Origin of the sequence: Burkholderia sp. AU33803, assembly GCF_002223095.1 — a bacterium.
Lineage (GTDB): Bacteria > Pseudomonadota > Gammaproteobacteria > Burkholderiales > Burkholderiaceae > Burkholderia.
Genome location: NZ_NKFJ01000007.1, coordinates 364,520 through 381,535 on the forward strand (window position 1 = coordinate 364,520; position 17,016 = coordinate 381,535).

Annotated in this window: 13 protein-coding genes; 8 read left to right on the top strand and 5 right to left on the bottom strand. The window is 67.7% G+C overall.

The features are described from left to right. Positions 1–389 precede the first annotated feature (389 nt). From CFB41_RS31280 to CFB41_RS31300, 5 genes are all read left to right on the top strand, one after another. Positions 390–1,952: a sensor domain-containing diguanylate cyclase gene (locus CFB41_RS31280; protein WP_089459304.1), complete on the top strand. Its 1,563-nt coding sequence runs from the start codon at positions 390–392 to the stop codon at positions 1,950–1,952. Positions 1,953–2,141: 189 nt separating this feature from the next. Next, positions 2,142–3,527, top strand: a complete 1,386-nt coding sequence (locus tag CFB41_RS31285) for a cache domain-containing protein (protein ID WP_089459258.1) — start codon at positions 2,142–2,144, stop codon at positions 3,525–3,527. Between the two features lie 29 nt (positions 3,528–3,556). Next, complete coding sequence (locus CFB41_RS31290; RefSeq protein ID WP_043186307.1) at positions 3,557–4,201, top strand: response regulator transcription factor; 645 nt, start codon at positions 3,557–3,559, stop codon at positions 4,199–4,201. Positions 4,202–4,403: 202 nt separating this feature from the next. Then, on the top strand, positions 4,404–4,967 hold the full coding sequence (locus CFB41_RS31295; RefSeq protein WP_089459259.1) for a PAAR domain-containing protein: 564 nt from the start codon (positions 4,404–4,406) through the stop codon (positions 4,965–4,967). Next, positions 4,967–5,593: a type VI secretion system amidase effector protein Tae4 gene (locus CFB41_RS31300; RefSeq protein WP_089459260.1), complete on the top strand. Its 627-nt coding sequence runs from the start codon at positions 4,967–4,969 to the stop codon at positions 5,591–5,593. Before CFB41_RS31295 ends, CFB41_RS31300 begins: the two co-directional genes overlap by 1 nt. A 447-nt stretch (positions 5,594–6,040) precedes the next feature. Here CFB41_RS31300 and CFB41_RS31305 read toward each other — a convergent pair whose 3' ends face one another. Further along, positions 6,041–7,561, bottom strand: a complete 1,521-nt coding sequence (locus CFB41_RS31305; protein ID WP_089459261.1) for an MFS transporter — start codon at positions 7,559–7,561, stop codon at positions 6,041–6,043. Between the two features lie 144 nt (positions 7,562–7,705). Between CFB41_RS31305 and CFB41_RS31310 the strand changes: the two genes are divergently transcribed. After that, positions 7,706–8,344, top strand: a complete 639-nt coding sequence (locus CFB41_RS31310) for a TetR/AcrR family transcriptional regulator (protein WP_089459262.1) — start codon at positions 7,706–7,708, stop codon at positions 8,342–8,344. Between the two features lie 82 nt (positions 8,345–8,426). Here the strand turns inward: CFB41_RS31310 and CFB41_RS31315 are convergent, their stop codons facing one another. Then, positions 8,427–9,023 (bottom strand): phospholipid-binding protein MlaC, encoded by a 597-nt coding sequence (locus CFB41_RS31315; protein ID WP_089428733.1) that lies wholly within the window; start codon positions 9,021–9,023, stop codon positions 8,427–8,429. A 322-nt stretch (positions 9,024–9,345) separates the two neighbouring features. Between CFB41_RS31315 and CFB41_RS31320 the strand changes: the two genes are divergently transcribed. Both CFB41_RS31320 and CFB41_RS31325 read left to right on the top strand, forming a co-directional pair. Further along, positions 9,346–11,979: an MMPL family transporter gene (locus tag CFB41_RS31320; protein WP_089459263.1), complete on the top strand. Its 2,634-nt coding sequence runs from the start codon at positions 9,346–9,348 to the stop codon at positions 11,977–11,979. After that, positions 11,972–12,946: a VacJ family lipoprotein gene (locus CFB41_RS31325; RefSeq protein ID WP_089459264.1), complete on the top strand. Its 975-nt coding sequence runs from the start codon at positions 11,972–11,974 to the stop codon at positions 12,944–12,946. The genes CFB41_RS31320 and CFB41_RS31325 overlap by 8 nt, the downstream gene beginning before the upstream one ends. 114 nt (positions 12,947–13,060) lie before the next feature. Here CFB41_RS31325 and CFB41_RS31330 read toward each other — a convergent pair whose 3' ends face one another. The 3 genes from CFB41_RS31330 to hpnE are packed head-to-tail and all read right to left on the bottom strand — an operon-like array spanning position 13,061 to position 17,011. Beyond that, positions 13,061–13,717, bottom strand: coding sequence for a phosphorylase (locus CFB41_RS31330; protein WP_241022391.1), 657 nt, complete (start codon positions 13,715–13,717; stop codon positions 13,061–13,063). A 51-nt stretch (positions 13,718–13,768) separates the two neighbouring features. Beyond that, a complete protein-coding gene (gene shc / locus CFB41_RS31335) occupies positions 13,769–15,742 on the bottom strand; it encodes a squalene--hopene cyclase (protein ID WP_089459265.1) in 1,974 nt (657 codons plus the stop codon). Between the two features lie 15 nt (positions 15,743–15,757). Then, complete coding sequence (hpnE, locus tag CFB41_RS31340) at positions 15,758–17,011, bottom strand: hydroxysqualene dehydroxylase HpnE (protein WP_089459266.1); 1,254 nt, start codon at positions 17,009–17,011, stop codon at positions 15,758–15,760. Positions 17,012–17,016 lie beyond the last annotated feature (5 nt).

Here is a 17,016-nt window from a genome sequence, read left to right on the forward strand (position 1 = left end):
TCGGCGGCTGCATGTCGCACGCCACGACCGTTCATGCCGCAAAGCCTTGTGCAGCAACGCTCTGCCCGGAATCCGCAAGCACGGGATTACACGGTAATTTGATCGGGATCAACCGTCCGCAACATTTCTCGCGCGTTCGGACGCGCGCGTTATACTCCGTTGAATTCGCGTTGCCCGATTCGTCGGATCGTTGAATCGGCGCAGATGTCACCGGTGAATGCGTGATTTACCGGTATATCTGGCCGCGATTAACGATAATCGGCGTCCATTTTCCCCGCCAGCCGGCAGGAAGGCGTCGGAATGGCCGCGTACCGGATCGCCGCCGGCACGACATACGAACAATCGCATCGGCCCGCCTCCCGGCGGCAATGCCCACCGATCCACCGACCATGGCAGAAACCGACTACGCAATGCCCAGCGAATCCGGCCTGACGAGCCGCGTCGCCGCGCATCTGCGCCGGTTCCTGCTGCCGCACCTGATCTTCTATACCGGGCTGCTGATCGCGCTGGTCCTGCTGCTCCTGTGCGGGGTCGTGCTGTACGAAGGCCGCATCGATGCGCGCGACCGCTCGATCGCGATGCAGCAGAATCTGGCGCTGATGGCGTCGTGGGACATCGAGCGCAACATCGAGATCTATTCGCTGTCGCTGCAGGCCGTCGTCGAAGGCGAGAACGACCCCGAGGTCGTCAAGCTGCCGATGCCGCTGCGCCGCCAGGTGCTGTTCGACCGTGCGACGACGGCGAAGTACCTCGGCGGGATCTACGTGCTCGACGCGAAGGGCGACATCGCGGTCGACGGCAAGAGCGACGTACCGCGCAAGGCCAACTTCGGCAACGAACCTTACTTCGTCGTGCACCGCGATCACCCCGACGCCGGCCTGTACGTCAGCCCCCCGTATCGCTCGCGGATGCGCGGCGGCTCGCCGAGCATCGCGCTCAGCCGGCGGATCACGAAGCCCGACGGCTCGTTCGGCGGCGTCGCCGTGATGTCGATCCGGCTCGAATATTTCCAGAACCTGTTCTCGCGCCTGTCGCTGGGCGATCGCGGCTCGATCGCGCTGATCAACACCGACGGCAGGATGCTCGCGCGCGAGCCGTACGATCCGAAGATCGTCGGCCGCGACATCAGCCATGCCAGCACGTTCCGGCGGTTCATGACCGCCAATGAAGGCAGCTTCGCCGACACCGCGTCGATCGACGGCGTGCGGCGCCTGTACGTGTTCCGGCACCTCGAGAACCTGCCGCTGATCATCATGGTCGCGCGCTCGGAAGCCGATACCTACGCCGCGTGGTACGACCGTGCGATTCCGATCGGCTCCGCGATGGCCGCGCTCGCGATCGGCTTCGTCGGCCTGTCGCTGCTGCTCGACGTGCAGTTGCGCAAGCGCCACCGCGCGGAAACCGAACTGCAGGCGCTCGCGCGCACCGACGGCCTCACGGGCCTCGACAACCGCCGGATGCTCGACGTCACGCTCGCGCGCGAATGGCGCCGTGCCGCGCGCTCGCAGCATGCGCTGTCGCTGCTGTTCATCGACGTCGACTACTTCAAGCGCTACAACGACACGCAAGGGCACCAGGCCGGCGACGACGCGCTGGCCGCGGTCGGCCACTGCATCGCCGGCTGCCTGCGCCGCCCGGCCGATTACGCGGCGCGCTACGGCGGCGAGGAATTCGTCGTGGTGCTGCCCGACATCGACACGGACGGCGCGGTGACGATCGCCGAGACGATCCGCACCGGCATCCTCGATCTCGGCATCCGGCACGACGCCGGTGCCGCCGGCCGCCTGACGGTGAGCATCGGCGTGACGACCAGCTACCCCGAACACGACGACGACATGCAGGGCGCGCTGAAGCTCGCCGACGACGCGCTGTATCGCGCGAAGGAAGGCGGGCGCAACCGCATCGTCGTGCACCCGGCCGCTTCCGGCGGCCTCGCGGCGCGGCAGGCCTGAACGGCCGGACACGCCGCGCCGCGGAGACGGCCAAGCAGCGGCCGAGCAACGGCCAAGCGACGGCCGGGCGGCCGCCGGCCCGCCGTCGCCGCCCGTGCGCAAAATCGCCGACAATGTCGCCTCGACCTGCCGCTGCACGGCTGACGCACCCGGCCCGTCCGCGCGGGTGCGCGGCTGCTTCGCCCCACCATGAGACTCAAGGCAAAGATCTTCCTTCTGGCCATCGTGCCGTTCCTGCTCGCGATCGCCGGCATCGGCTTCGGCGTGCGCCAGCAGGCGACGTCCCTCGCGCGCACGCAGCATGCGACGATCCAGGCCGCGTACCTGTCGAGCAAGGAAGTCGAACTGAAGCACTACGTCGAGCTGGCGACCAGCGCGATCATGCCGCTCTACGACGCGAGCGGCCGCAACGCGCGCGACGACGCGATGCTGCGCACGCAGGCGCTCGCAATGCTGCAGAAGATGGATTTCGGCCCGGACGGCTATTTCTTCGTGTACGACCTGCACGGCAATTCGCTGATGCATCCGCGCGAGCCCGAGCGCGTCGGCCACAACTACTGGTCGATGCGCGACCCGCAGGGCGCGCTGACGATCCAGAAGCTGATCGGCGCGGCATCGAGCGGCGGCGGCTACGTGCGCTACGCGTGGCAGCGGCCGTCGACGGGCCGCGTCGCGCCGAAGCTCGGCTACGTCGTCGCGCTCGAGCGCTGGGGCTGGATGGTCGGCACCGGCATCTATCTCGACGACGTCGACACCGCGCTGCAGCGCATCGACGCACGCGCGTCCGCGAACATCGAGCGCACGATGAGCTGGCTGACCGCGATCGCGCTCACCGGCGCGGCGGCGATCGTCGTGTGCGCGCTGGTGCTGAACGTCAGCGAGTCGCGCAGCGCCGACGCGAAGCTCAAGCTGCTCGCGCAGCGTGTCGTCGAATCGCAGGAGCAGGAGCGGGCGCGGCTGTCGCGCGAGCTGCATGACGGGATCAGCCAGATGATGGTGTCCGCGAAGCTGATGCTCGAATCCGCGCTCGCCCGTTTCGAACGCGGCACGGCGCGCCTGCCCGAAGCCGAGCAGGCGCTGGCATCGGGCGTCGGGCGGCTCGGCGACACGCTGCGCGAAGTGCGGCGCATCTCGCATGCGCTGCGTCCGTCGATGCTCGACGACCTCGGCCTGGCAGCTGCACTCGAGCAACTGGTGCGCGAGCTCGGCGCCGAAAGCGGCATCGACATCGGCTATACGCAGGTCGCGCACAGCGGCGCCCGGCCGCTGCCCGAAGCCGTCAACACCGCGCTGTTCCGGATCGCCCAGGAAGCGCTCAGCAACATCGTGCATCATGCGCAGGCGTCGCGCGCGGCCGTCACGCTCGACGTCGGCGCGCAATCCGTCACGCTGACCATCGCCGACAACGGCTGCGGCTTCGACGCCGAACGCTCGCAGGCCGACGCGCGACGCGGCATCGGCCTGCGCAACATGCGCGAGCGCCTCGACGCGCTCGGCGGCATGCTGACGATCACGTCGCAGGTCGGCCACACGGTCGTCGCCGCGCACGTGCCGCTGCCCGGCGCCGCGTCATGACGCGCCCCATCACAGGAGACCTTTCACGCATGAGCGCCCCCGACACCGCCCGGCCCGTCGCCCGACTGCTGCTCGTCGACGACCACCCGCTCGTGCGCGACGGCTTGCGGATGCGGCTCGAAGCGGCCGACCTGTCCGTGGTCGGCGAAGCCGGCAACGCCGACGAGGCGCTCGCGCTCGCCGCGTCGCTCGAACCCGATCTCGCGCTGATGGACGTCGGCATGAACGGGATGAACGGCATCACGCTCGCGGGCGTGTTCCACGAGCGCTTTCCGGGCATCCGCGTGCTGATGCTGTCGATGCACGACAACATCGAATACGTGACGCAGGCCGTGCGTGCCGGCGCGAGCGGCTACCTGCTGAAGGATTCGCCCGCAAGCGAGATCGTGCGCGCGATCGGCGCGGTGCTGGCCGGCCAGACGTTCTTCAGCGAAGGGCTCGCCGCGCGGATGATCCACGCGAGCGCGACCGCGTCGCCGCTCGACCGGTTGACGCCACGCGAACGCGACATCCTCGACGCGCTGGCGGAAGGGCTGTCGAGCAAGCAGATCGCGCAGCAGACGGGGCTGTCGGTGCGCACGGTCGAGACGCACCGGCTCAATCTGAAGCGCAAGCTGGAGATAGAAGGGCAGGCCGAGCTGATCAAGTTCGCGGTCGAGCATCGGCGGAGGTAGGCCAGCACGTCAACGGCGTCGACCTCACGATTCGCCGTCCAATTTCATACTCGTCCAATCGACCGCTCCCCGGGTCGATGGAATCCTTTCGCTTGCCGGAACGAGCATCGTGCTCGTGATTCGCATGACGCCTGCATGAACTCGTCGCGCGGCAACCGGCATCACCGGCAGATATCGGTGACCTGGACCAAGGAGCGAAATCATGATGCGCCGCATCGCCGTTGTCGGCGACGAATTGGAAACCGGAGGACACGTTGTTGCCTACGCGGGGCCGCCATTCACGTTTGGCGACGCTGGCCATCAGGTTGCGCTGATCGGCGGCCTCGCGTTCTGCAAAGCATGCGGAAGTACTGGACAGATTGCCAAGGCCGGCGGACCGAAGCGCATCAGATTCATGGGCGAAACGGCAGCCGATGGCGACGTCGTTTTATGTCGATGTGCGACACCGCCACGCATCGTTGCGGTGCTCTCCGGCAATTCATGGTGCGATGACGAAGCGGAAACGGAAGGCGTCGTTTCTTCCGGATCGAATCCGCAACGCAATACGGCGGCCATAGCCGCGGGCGTCTATGACGAATGCGTTCGCGCCGTCGGAAACGGCGCAGTGCCGGATTATCCGTACATCATCGAAACATCGGACGGGCGTGTTCACTCGGGCCGACTCGATGCCACCGGATACCTGCCGCGTGTTCATACGAGCCATGAGGGCACGTACACGGTCTATTGGGGCGACGAAGCGCTCGCACGACTGAGCGGGGATGCGTAATGCCAAACGCAAAAACAGTCGTGAGGACGACCACCGTGCAAAACTCGCACAAGGAAGTCCAACTGAAGTCGGTGACGTTTTCCGAACTCTGGAACAACTATGCTCACGGGAATCCGTACGCCGATCCAAACGGACAGTACCAGAACCAGTGCGCCATCCGGATGAGTGTAACGCTGCACAACGTCGGCATCGAGATGAAGTCGTTTTCGCAGAAACGGGTCCGGCCAATGCCAGGCAAGCCGACACTGGGCCGCCTCAAGCTCAACGGCAAATCGACGGCCACACGCGCATACGAGTTTGCTGAATGGTTAAAGCTGCGCCCGATTGCAGGATTACCCGCTCCGGAGAACGTGACCGGCCCCGATTGGGAAAACCGGGTCAGAAATCGCACCGGCATCATTTTCTTCTTCGGGTACTGGCAACAACAGGGCGACGCTGCCGACGACTTTAGCGGCGGACATATCGACCTCTGGAACGGTTCTCGCCTCCCGGTATCCAGTACGAGAGGTATCTTCGCGTCGATAGGCCGACGAATCGGAATATCCAGCCTGCAGATTCCACTCACGGATCTCGGCTACTCCGATCTGGCAAAATCGAAAACCATCCTTTTCTGGGAGATCAGGTGAAACGCGCCGGATTTTCACTTGCGTACTGGACCGCGGGCCTGATCACGACCTGGTTTGCATGCTGGATCGGGAGCCGAATCAGCTGGCGCATTCATACCGGTTTGCAGTGGCCTTCCGATCGGAATTCTTGCCATGAAATCGATCTCTGCTCTCCGCCGTGGCCGACTACCATTCTGCTCATTGCGTTTCTGATCGGGCCATCACTTGCATTCGCCTTCACGGGTTGGAGAATCAGTCGCCACCGCGTCACGGCAAAAAAATTGGCATCTTCGTTGGTCGCCTTGGCAGTTCCCACGATGCTCATGTACATCGGCACATATGTCATTCGATAGCTTGGTCGAATGAACAGCGGTGAGAATGCGCTCTTCGTCGGATGACGTGATCTGAAAGCCGTTCTTGCCGCCGCCGTGCGTGTCGTGACACGCATGAAAAGTTGATCGACCACTGTCATTCCGATTGTGACGACGTCACGCACGCCGCCGCGCGTCCCGGCTGCTTCTCCGTTTCACGCCGCATCATCAGCATTACCGCAACTACAATACTGAGGATCCCGGAACACAAAACCGCGATCGAAAACCCGTGCGCCATCGCGTCCCGATACGCACCGAGCTGCGCCGGCCGCCCCGCAGCAAACACATGCTCCATCACCGCCTGCCGCGCAAGCGTATCCGCCTGTGCGCTACCCGCCGCCTGCATCGCGGCCGTCATCCGGTGCAGCGCACCGACGCTCATCATGCTGCCGAGCACCGCGATGCCCATGCTCATCCCCGTCTGGCGCAACGCGTTCATCGTCGCCGACGCCATGCCCGCGCGTTCGGCCGGCGCCCGTTCCATCACGGTCATGCCGGTCGCGGGCACCGCGAGCCCCATGCCGACGCCGAGCACCGCCAGCGCGACACCGACCGGCCCATACGGCGTGCCCGCACCGAAGCCGGCCATGACCGCGAGCATCGCGCCGATCAACCCGTATCCCCCCACCATCAGCGCATGCAACGGAATACGCGCCGCGATGCGCCCGAACAGCATCGACGTGATCGCCGTCATCACGAACTGCGGCATCAGTTGCCAGCCGGCCTCGGCCGGCGTGCGCCCCTGCGCCTGCTGCAGGAACAGCGACAGGAAGAACAAACTGCTGTACCCCGAGAACCCGAGCACGAACGACGCGAGATTGGCGCGCACCAGCCGCCGGTCGCGAAACAGCCAGACCGGCAGCAGTGGCCGCTCGACACGCGTCTCGACTCGCACGAACACGACGAACGCCACCGCGGCGCCCGCCAGCGGCGCGAGCACCTTCGCGTGCCACGCGCCGGCTTCGCCGATACCGATCAGCCCGTACGTGAGCAACCCGAGCCAGATCACGCTCAGCGCCTGGCCGAGCGGATCGAACGCCGCATGCTGCGGATGCCGGCGCTCCGGAATGCCCCATGCGCCGAGCAGCACGGTCACGACGCCGATCGGCACGTTGACGAGGAAGATGTTCTGCCATCCGCCATGCTCGACGAGCAGGCCGCCCACCAGCGGCCCGAGGATCAGCGCGAGCGCGCTGAACGCGGACCACCCGCCGATCGCGCGGGCACGCTCGCGCGCATCGGGAAATGCATGCGTGAGGATCGGCATCGCGCCCGGTATCAGCAACGCACCGGCGAGCCCCTGGATCGCGCGGCCAATCAGCAGCGGCTCGGTGCTGCCCGCGCATGCGCACACCACTGACCCCACCGTGAACAGGACGACGCTGGCGAGCCACACGCGCTTGTGTCCGTAGCGATCGCCAAGCGGCCCGGCCGACAGCATGAATGCGGACAGCGTCAGCGCATACGCATTGACGACCCACTGGAGGCCGCCGATATCGGTATCGAGCGCCGTCTGCAGCGTCGGCAGCGCGACGTTGACGATGCTGATGTCGAGCGTGGCGAGAAAGGTGCCGAGACAGGCGGCCAGGACGAGTGCGGCGCGACGGTAGCGAGGCATGGTGGTCAGCCCTTGACGGGCATCGAGATGAGAATGATTCTCATCATATATATCGACCGACCGTCGGTCAATTGATTGCGTTGGCCGTGAGCAGGACGCTGGCCTAAACTGCGGGCTTTGCATGAACGGGCGTCGAGCCGCGCGATGACGGACAGGACCAAGGCAGGACACAGGACAGTGAAAGACGACACGCCGGCAGGCAAGCCGCGCACGAAGCCGGCGGAAGTGCGCCTCGAGGAACTGATGGCGGCGGCCGAGACGCTGTTTCTCGCGCAGGGCGTGGAAGCGACGACCGTCAGCGAGATCGTCGAACACGCGCAGGTCGCGAAGGGCACGTTCTATCACTACTTCGAATCGAAGTCCGACATGCTCGCCGCGCTCGCGCAGCGCTACACGGCGTCGTTCCTCGGCCGTTTGCAGCACGCGGTGGACTCGTGCGACGCCGACGACTGGCTCGCGCGCCTGCGCGCGTGGATCCGCGCCAACATCGAAACCTACGCGGCGACCTACCGCACGCACGACATCGTCTATACGAACCACCATCACCACGATCGCGCAAATGCCGACAAGAACGCGATCCTCGACCAGCTCGGCGCGATTCTCGACGGCGGCGCACGGGCCGGCACCTGGCGGCTCGCGCACCCGCAGGTCACCGCGCTGCTGATCTATGCGGGCGTGCATGGTGCGACCGATCACATCATCGCGACGCCGGAAGCGGATCGTGCCGCGTTCGTCGATGCGGTCGTCGACGATTGCCTGCGGATGCTCGGCGTCGGCGCGTAACGCGCCGCCAGCGCACAGCCATGAAAAAGGGCGCCCGAGGGCGCCCTTCGTGCATCCGGAATCCGGATCGCTCAGCGGCCGATCAGTTCGTCCGCGAATTGTGCTTCTGCAGGTACGCGATCAGCCCATCGATGCCGCCCGATGCGAGCTGGCTCTTGAACTGGCCCTGGTAGACCTGGATCAGCCACGCGCCCGACATGTCGATGTCGTAGATCTTCCAGTCGTTGCCTACCTTGCCGAGACGATAGCCGACCGACTGGCTGTCGCCCGGCGTCGTGACCGTCGACTGGACGAGCGCGTCGGCGCCCGACGCACCGCCGGCCTTGAACGAGAACTTCGCGTCCTGGCTGCCGAGCTGCGCGAGCGACGCGGCGTAGGTGCGCGTCATCAGCAGCCTGAACTGCTTGTATAGCTCCTGCTGCTGTTGCGGCGTGGCCTGCTTCCACGCGTCACCGACCGCGATGCGGGTCGTGCGCTCGAAGTTGGTCGCGGGCAGGAAGCGCTGCTCGACGACCGCCGAGACCTTCGCCATGTCACCGCCGCGTGCGGCCGGATCGGCCTTCATCGCATTGACGGTGCCCTCGACCGCATTGCGGACGATATCGACCGGCGCGCTCTGCGCGAAAGCGGAAACCGACACGGCGGCCGCCGCGACGAAAGCAAACAGATGACGTTTCATACGAATATCGCTCGATGAGAAAAAACGACCGGTTCATTGCACCGGCCGACGGAGCAAAGTATACCGGGCTCGACGCCTCGGTGCGCCGCCGTGACCGACTGTTACCTTTCAGATCCTTTGTCACAGGCCCGCGGCGGGGCGTCGACGCAGCGCGGCACCGTTTATGTAAATATCCCCTTACAAACCGGCCAGCCATCGGTATCGATTCCGCCGCCACGAACAATTCTCCTTCCCGTCTCGTAACCCCCAACGTCACGACCGCCGCCACGCTGCGCCGGTATACTTGGCTACTTTGCCCTTTCCAGCCGCTCCCCACCGCCACATGGTGACATCTCTCATCGTCCGACTCGTTGCATGGTCGGTACGCCGGCCCGTCTGGGTCGTCGTGCTGTCGCTCGTCATTGCCGCGCTCAGCGGCGTCTATGTCGCGCAGCATTTCAAGATCAACACCGACATCAGCAAGCTCGTCGATGCGGAACCGCAATTTGCCGCGCTCGGCCACGCGGTCGACACGGCGTTCCCGCAACGCAACGGCACGATCCTCGCGGTCGTCGAGGCGCCCGCCCCCGAATTCGCGAATGCCGCCGCGCAGGCGCTGACCGACGCGCTGCAGAAGGATGCCGCCGCCGGCCGCATCGGCCAGGTCGCCGAACCCGGCGGCGGGCCGTTCTTCGAGCACAACGGGCTGCTGTTCCTGTCGCCGCAGGAAGTCACCGATACGACCGCGCAGCTCGCGAGCGCACGCCCGCTCGTCAACGAACTCGCGAAGAACCCGAGCCTGACCGGGCTCGCCACGACGCTCTCCACCACGCTCGGCCAGCCGCTGCTGACCGGCCAGGTGAAACTGCCCGCGATGGCGAAGCTGCTCGCGCGCAGCGCCGCGACGGTCGACGACGTGCTGGCCGGCAAGCCGGCCGCGTTCTCGTGGCGCGCGCTGGTCGACAACGATGCCGCGCGGCAGCCCGCGCGCGCGTTCGTCACCGTGCAGCCCGTGGTCAACTACGGCGCGCTGAAGGCCGGCGCGGCAACCAGCCAGGTGATCCGCGACGCGGCCCGTTCGATCGACCTCGAGAAGCGCTACGGCGCCGTCGTGCGCCTGACCGGCGAACAGCCGCTCGCCGACGACGAATTCGCATCGGTCGAGGACGGCGCGGCGCTCAACGGCGTCTTCACGCTGCTCGCCGTGCTCGTCATCCTGTGGCTCGCGCTGCGCTCGAAGCGGATGATCGGCTCGGTGCTCGTCACGCTGTTCGTCGGCCTCGTCGTGACCGCCGCGCTCGGCCTCGCGATGGTCGGCTCGCTGAACATGATCTCGGTCGCGTTCATGGTGCTGTTCGTCGGCCTGGGCGTCGATTTCTCGATCCAGTACGGCGTGAAGTACCGCGAGGAGCGCTTCCGCGATCCGCGCATCGACCACGCGCTGATCGGCGCCGCGCACTCGATGGGCATGCCGCTCGCGCTGGCCACCGCGGCCGTCGCGGCGAGCTTCTTCTCGTTCATCCCCACCGCCTATCGCGGCGTGTCCGAGCTCGGCCTGATCGCGGGCGTCGGGATGTTCGTCGCGCTGCTCACCACGCTCACGCTGCTGCCCGCGTTGCTGCGCCTGTTCGCGCCGCCGGGCGAATCGAAGACGCCGGGCTTTCCGTGGCTCGCGCCGGTCGACGATTACCTCGACCGCCATCGCAAGCCGATCCTGATCGGCACGCTCGTGGTCGTGATCGGCGCGCTGCCGCTGCTCGCGTTCCTGCGCTTCGACTTCAACCCGCTGCACCTGAAGGATCCGAACAGCGAATCGATGGCGACGCTGCTCGCGCTGAAGGATTCGCCGGAAGCCGCCGTCAACGACGTCACGCTGCTCGCGCCGTCGCTCGCGGAGGCCGATGCGGCCGCGAAGCGCCTCGACGCGCTGCCCGAAGTCGGCCGCACGACCACGCTGTCGACCTTCATCCCCGCCGACCAGCCGGCCAAGCGCGCGGCGATCGCCGCGGCCGCGAGCGACCTGCTGCCCGCGCTGACGCAGCCGCCCGCGCCGCCCGCGACCGACGCGCAGCGCGTCGCCGCGCTCAAGCGCGTGTCGGACCTGCTGAGCTATGCGGCCGAAGATCACCCGGGCCCGGGCGCGGCCGCCGCGCAGCACCTGTCCGCGTCGCTCGCGAAGCTCGCCGCCGCGGATGCCGCGACGCGCGACCGCGCCGAACGCGCGTTCTCCGACACGCTGCGCATCGCGCTGAACCAGCTCGCGTCGCTGCTGCAACCGCAGGACGTCACGCGCGAATCGCTGCCGCCGCAGCTCGTGCGCGACTGGGTCGCGCCGGACGGCCATGCGCTCGTGCAGATCTCGCCGAAGGTGCCGAAGGGCGTCGACCCGGGCGACGACACGATGCTGCGCCGCTTCGCGAAGGCCGTGAAAGCCGCGGAGCCGGGCACGACCGGCGGGCCGATCTCGATCCTGCATTCGGCCGACACGATCATCAACGCGTTCCTGCATGCGGCGCTGTGGTCGATCATCTCGATCACGGTCCTGCTGTGGGTCACGCTGCGCCGCTTCGGCGACGTGCTGCGCACGCTGGTGCCGCTGCTCGTGTCGGGCGTCGTGACGCTCGAGCTGTGCGTCGTGCTCGGCATGCCGCTCAACTTCGCGAACATCATCGCGCTGCCGCTGATGCTCGGCGTCGGCGTCGCGTTCAAGGTGTATTTCGTGATGGCGTGGCGCGCGGGGCAAACCGGGTTGCTGCACTCGAGCCTCACGCATGCCGTCCTGTTCAGCGCCGCGACGACGGCGACCGCATTCGGCAGCCTGTGGCTGTCGCACCACCCGGGCACGTCGAGCATGGGCAAGCTGCTCGCGCTGGCCCTGACCTGCACGCTGATCGGCGCCGTGGTGTTCCAGCCTGTCCTGATGGGCAAACCGCGCGTCAAACGCGCCAAGAACCAATCGCAAGGAATCAATGAATAAGGTGCGAATCATTGCGGCGACCGTTGCCGCCAGCGCGGCGCTGACCGGCTGCGCGACGGGGCCGAACCGCAACCCCAACGACCCGCTCGAGCCGATGAACCGGGCGATGTACAAGTTCAACGACACCGTCGACACGAACATCGCCCAGCCGATCGCGAAGGGGTACCAGAAGGTCACGCCGACGCCCGTGCGCACCGCGATCAGCAACTTCTTCTCGAACCTCGGCGATCTCGGCAACATCGCGAACAACCTGCTGCAGCTCCGCATCACCGATGCCACCGAGGATCTGATGCGCGTGGCGATGAACTCGGTGTTCGGCGTCGCCGGCCTGATCGACATCGCGACGCCCGCCGGGCTGCCGAAGCATCACCAGGACTTCGGCCTGACGATGGCGCGCTGGGGCGTGCCGTCGGGCCCGTACCTCGTGCTGCCCGTGTTCGGGCCGAGCACGATCCGCGACGGCGTCGGCCGCGCGGTGGACGTGCGCTTCAACCTGCTGAACTACATCGAGCCGGCCGCACGCAACCCGATGTACATCGCGCAGTTCATCAGCGCGCGTTCGGACCTGCTCGGTGCAACCGACCTGCTGAAACAGGCCGCGCTCGATCCGTATTCGTTCGTGCGCGACGCGTACCTGCAGCAGCGCAAGTCGCTGACGTATCGCAGCCAGTCGTCGTCGGCCGCGCTGCCGACCTACAACGAGCCGGGTGAAGCGGGCGCCGTGCCGGCCGCGACGCCGGCCGTGCCGGGTTTGCCGAACTACGAGGATCCGGGCGAGTCGGGCGGCGCATCGGGCGCCACGCCGAACAATGCACCGGCCGCGCCGGGGCTGCCCCAGTACGACGATCCGGGCGCGGACAACGCGATGCCCGCGAGCGCGCCTGCTGCTGCGTCAGCCGCTACGCCGGCTGCAGCATCGGCGGCCGCACCCGCGACGCCTGCGAGCGCGCCGGCCGTGCAGCAGTAACGCTGCAGCGGCCACCGCCGCAAAGACAAAGAGCGCTGCAGATGCAGCGCTCTTTTTTTGTCCGCGAGAAACGGAAAACCGGGGGAGAAGGGCGAGACGGGCGGCGCGCGCCGCTCAGGCGATCCGCATCGCACCGGCACGCTCGAACGCGTGTCGCGCCTGGATCAGCGTCGTGCGCGCCGCGCGCGCATCGCTCGCGACCTGCAGCAGCGGGCCGAGCTGCGACGGCTGCTTCAGCAGTTCACGCAGGATCGGCAGGATCGCCGTGCTGCCGTCGTCGCGCAGGCCGGCCGTCGCCGCGCGCGGCAACGTGCGCCACGCCGGATCGACGATCGCGCGGCACACCGCGAACGGTACGCCGCGCGCGGCCGCGAAAGCCGCCGCGATATGCGACTCCATGTCGACGGCGAGCGCGTCCTTCGCGCGATGCAGCGACGTCTTGTCCTGCTCGCTGATGACCGGTGCGCCGACGGCCGCGATCGTGCCGCGCGTGACGCGCGCCCAGACGGGCGTGTCGTGCAGCGCGGCGACGAGCCGTGCACTCCAGCCTGCGTCGGTCTCGACACGGCCGAACGGCCCGTCGATCGCGCTCGCGACCACGAGCGCGCCGGGCGCCAGGTCGGGTGCGAGCCCGCCCGCCGTGCCGAAGCTCACGATGCCCGCGCAACCGCGCGCGGTCGCCTCGGTCAGCGCGCGTTCGAGGCGGTCGGCCCGTGCGGCAAAGACGGCTTCGACGCCGTCGCCGCGCGCGATGCGCGCCTCGAACGCCATCCCCGTCACGGCGATGACGGGCAGCGAGCCGGTGGATTGCGGCGCCACCCGTTACAGCCCGACCGTCACGCGCGTGGTGTTGTCGCGCTTCAGGTTGCGATAGCGGGCGAGCGCCCACAGCGGGAAGAACTTGCGATAGCCGTGGTAGCGCAGGTAGAACACGCGCGGGAAGCCCGTCGCCGTGAAGCGCGTCTCGTCCCACAGGCCTTCTTCGTTCTGCTCGGCGATCAGGTAGTCGATGCCACGCGCCACCGCCGGGTTGTTCACCTCGCCGGCCGCCATCAGGCCGAGCAGCGCCCATGCGGTTTGCGACGCGGTGCTCGGCGCCTGCTCGAAGCCGCGATAGTTCAGCTTGTAGCTGTCGCCGTCCTCGCCCCAGCCGCCGTCCTTGTTCTGGATCGACAGCAGCCACTGCGCGCCGCGCTTCATGCGCGGATCGTCCGGCGTCAGGCCGGCCGCGTTCAGCGAGCACAGTGCCGTCCACGTGCCGTACACGTAGTTCATTCCCCAGCGGCCATACCAGCTGCCGTCCGGTTCCTGTTCCTTGAGCATATAGTCGAGTGCGCGACGCGCCGGCTCGCTGTTCAGCGGCGTCTCGCCGAGCTGCGACAGCATCGACAGGCAGCGGCCCGACACGTCGGCCGTCGGCGGATCGAGCAGCGCGCCGTGATCCGAGAACGGGATGTTGTTCAGGTAGTACTGCGTGTTTTCCGGTTCGAACGCACCCCAGCCGCCGTCGCTGCTCTGCATCCCGACGACCCACTCGCGCGCCCGCGCGATCGAATCGCGATACGCATCGTTCTGCTTGAGTTGCTGCGCGCGCTCCATCGCCACCGCGACCACCGCCGTATCGTCGACGTCCGGGTAGTGTGCGTTCGCGTACTGGAACGCCCAGCCGCCGGGCCGCACGTGCGGGCGGCGCGAGATCCAGTCGCCGCGCACGTCGAGGATCTGCAGCGGGCGCAGCCATTCGAGGCCGCGGATCGCGGCATCCTCGGCACGCGCATCGCGCGTTTCGAGCAGCGCGTGCGCGGCGAGCGACGTGTCCCACACCGGCGACAGGCACGGCTGGCAATACGCTTCGTCATCGTGCACGACGAGCAGCTTCTCGATCGACTTGCGCGCGATCGCGCGGTTCGGGTGATCTTCCGCGTAGCCGAGCGCGTCGTACATCATCACCGCGTTGGCCATCGCCGGATAGATCGCGCCGAGGCCGTCCTCGCCGTTCAGGCGCTCGTCGACGAACGACACGGCCTGACGGATCGCGCGTTCGCGCGTGTAGTTCGGGAACAGGCCGTCGGCCGCGCGCAATGCATGGTCGACCACGCGGAAGAACGCGAACCAGCCGGGGCTCTGGTGGCCCTGGCGCGGCAGCAGCCCGGCGTTGACGGGCGGATCGATGAACAGTTCGTCGATGCGCACGCCGCGCGGGTTCTTCGCGAGCGGGCGCTTCGCGTTCAGCACGAGTAGCGGCACGATCACCGTGCGCGCCCAGTACGACACCTTCGACAGATGGAACGGGAACCACTGCGGCAGCAGCATGATCTCGACCGGCATCATCGGCACCGCGCGCCATGGAATCGCGCCGTACAGCGCGAGCTGGATGCGCGTGAACACGTTCGACATCTCGGCGCCGCCCATCGCGTGGATGGCACGGCGCGCACGCTGCATGTGCTCGGCGTTCTCGTCGTCGCCGATCACCTTCAGCGCGAAATACGCCTTCACGCTCGCGCTGATGTTCGGCGCGCCGTCGGTGAACAGCGGCCAGCCGCCGTCGGCCTGCTGGATGCGCCGCAGATACTTGCCGATCTTCTGTTCGAGCTCGAGGTTCGGCGTCTCGCCGAGATAGTGGACGAGCAGCACGTATTCGGCGGGAATCGTCGAATCGGCTTCGAGTTCGTAGACCCAGTGGCCATCCGCGTTCTGCGCGGCCAGCAGCGCGTCGGTCGCACGCGCGACGGCCGTATCGACGCCGGCCGGCACGGCGCCGGCGGACAGGGTAGCCATTTCGGTGAGATCGTTCATCGGTCCCTCTTTTACTTACTGTGTCTGGAGCACGTCCGCGGCCAGTTGGCCGGAGCGGATCGCACCCTCGATCGTGGCGGGCAAGCCGGTGGCAATCCAGTCGCCCGCCAGCACGAGATTGGTCCAGCGCGTACGCACGGCCGGACGTTTCATTTCCTGCGACGGCACCGCCGCAAAGCCCGCGCGCGGCTCGACGACGAGCTGCCACGCGGGGATGGTTTCCGGGTTCGCGCCGGTCACGCGCGCGACGTCTTCCCAGATGCGCCGCGCGAGCGTGTCGCGCGGCGTGTCGAGCCAGCGGCCCGCGTCGCGGATCGTCGCCGCGAGCTGGCCGCCGCCGGTGCGCACCGTATCGACAACGCCGTTGATGACGGTGGTCTGCAGCGGATTGCCGGCCGGGGTTTCGACCGCGAAATACGCGGTCACGACCGCACTGAACGTGTCGGGCGCGGTGAGTTCGGGCACGAGCGGCTGCGCGACCTCGGGCGGCACGGCCAGCACGACGGTGTCGCCCGGCGCGAGATCGATCCGCTCGCCGCCGACCGAAACCGCATCGACTGCGTTGCCGTGCGCGCCGAATTCGAATGCGTCGAGCCGCGAGTTCAGCCGGATCTGCGCGCCGCCGTGCTGCAGCATCCGCAGCGCCGGTTCGACGAATGCGCTGCCGAGGCCGTGTCGCGCGACGAGCGGACGGCAAGCGGGGCCGCCCGCGGAAAACGTGCTGCACAGCGCCGCGCGCGCGAGTTCGGCACTCGCGTGACGCGGCTCGACGTTCAGCACACCGAGGAAATACGGCCGCAGCCAACGTTCCCACAACATGCCGTCGCATCGCATCGTCTGTGCGAGCGAGCGGCCCATGCGCGCGAACGCGAGCGGGGCGAGCGCGAGGTAGTCGAGCGGCGTCGTGTCCGGCGCGCGCGACGCGGCATCGAACAGCCACGACGGCCAGCGCCCGTTGCCGAAGCGCAGCGTCCAGCGCTGCTGCGACGCGACGTCGACGACCGGGAATTCAGGCAGCGCCGGCCCCGTGAGCTGGTCGGCCGCGCCGATCGCGCGCAGGTAGCGCTGCGTCGCGGGCTGTCCCGCGAACACCGTGTGCAACCCGCTGTCGAGCGTCGCATTCAGCGTCCCGTCGAACCACGAGCGGCAGCGGCCGCCCGCATGCGCGTGCGCGTCGTGCAGCACGATGCGTCGCCCGCGGCGTTGCAGTTCGACCGCGGCCGACAGGCCGGCAACGCCGGCGCCGATCACGTGGACGGTCCTGGGCATCGACT

What these genes read in the sequence shown, in the direction of transcription:
- CFB41_RS31280 (WP_089459304.1), top strand. Translation starts at nt 390, where the DNA reads ATGGCAGAAACCGACTACGCAATGCCCAGCGAATCCGGCCTGACGAGC.
- CFB41_RS31285 (WP_089459258.1), top strand. Translation starts at nt 2,142, where the DNA reads ATGAGACTCAAGGCAAAGATCTTCCTTCTGGCCATCGTGCCGTTCCTG.
- CFB41_RS31290 (WP_043186307.1), top strand. Translation starts at nt 3,557, where the DNA reads ATGAGCGCCCCCGACACCGCCCGGCCCGTCGCCCGACTGCTGCTCGTC.
- CFB41_RS31295 (WP_089459259.1), top strand. Translation starts at nt 4,404, where the DNA reads ATGATGCGCCGCATCGCCGTTGTCGGCGACGAATTGGAAACCGGAGGA.
- CFB41_RS31300 (WP_089459260.1), top strand. Translation starts at nt 4,967, where the DNA reads ATGCCAAACGCAAAAACAGTCGTGAGGACGACCACCGTGCAAAACTCG.
- CFB41_RS31305 (WP_089459261.1), bottom strand. Translation starts at nt 7,561, where the DNA reads ATGCCTCGCTACCGTCGCGCCGCACTCGTCCTGGCCGCCTGTCTCGGC.
- CFB41_RS31310 (WP_089459262.1), top strand. Translation starts at nt 7,706, where the DNA reads ATGACGGACAGGACCAAGGCAGGACACAGGACAGTGAAAGACGACACG.
- CFB41_RS31315 (WP_089428733.1), bottom strand. Translation starts at nt 9,023, where the DNA reads ATGAAACGTCATCTGTTTGCTTTCGTCGCGGCGGCCGCCGTGTCGGTT.
- CFB41_RS31320 (WP_089459263.1), top strand. Translation starts at nt 9,346, where the DNA reads ATGGTGACATCTCTCATCGTCCGACTCGTTGCATGGTCGGTACGCCGG.
- CFB41_RS31325 (WP_089459264.1), top strand. Translation starts at nt 11,972, where the DNA reads ATGAATAAGGTGCGAATCATTGCGGCGACCGTTGCCGCCAGCGCGGCG.
- CFB41_RS31330 (WP_241022391.1), bottom strand. Translation starts at nt 13,717, where the DNA reads ATGGCGTTCGAGGCGCGCATCGCGCGCGGCGACGGCGTCGAAGCCGTC.
- shc (WP_089459265.1), bottom strand. Translation starts at nt 15,742, where the DNA reads ATGAACGATCTCACCGAAATGGCTACCCTGTCCGCCGGCGCCGTGCCG.
- hpnE (WP_089459266.1), bottom strand. Translation starts at nt 17,011, where the DNA reads ATGCCCAGGACCGTCCACGTGATCGGCGCCGGCGTTGCCGGCCTGTCG.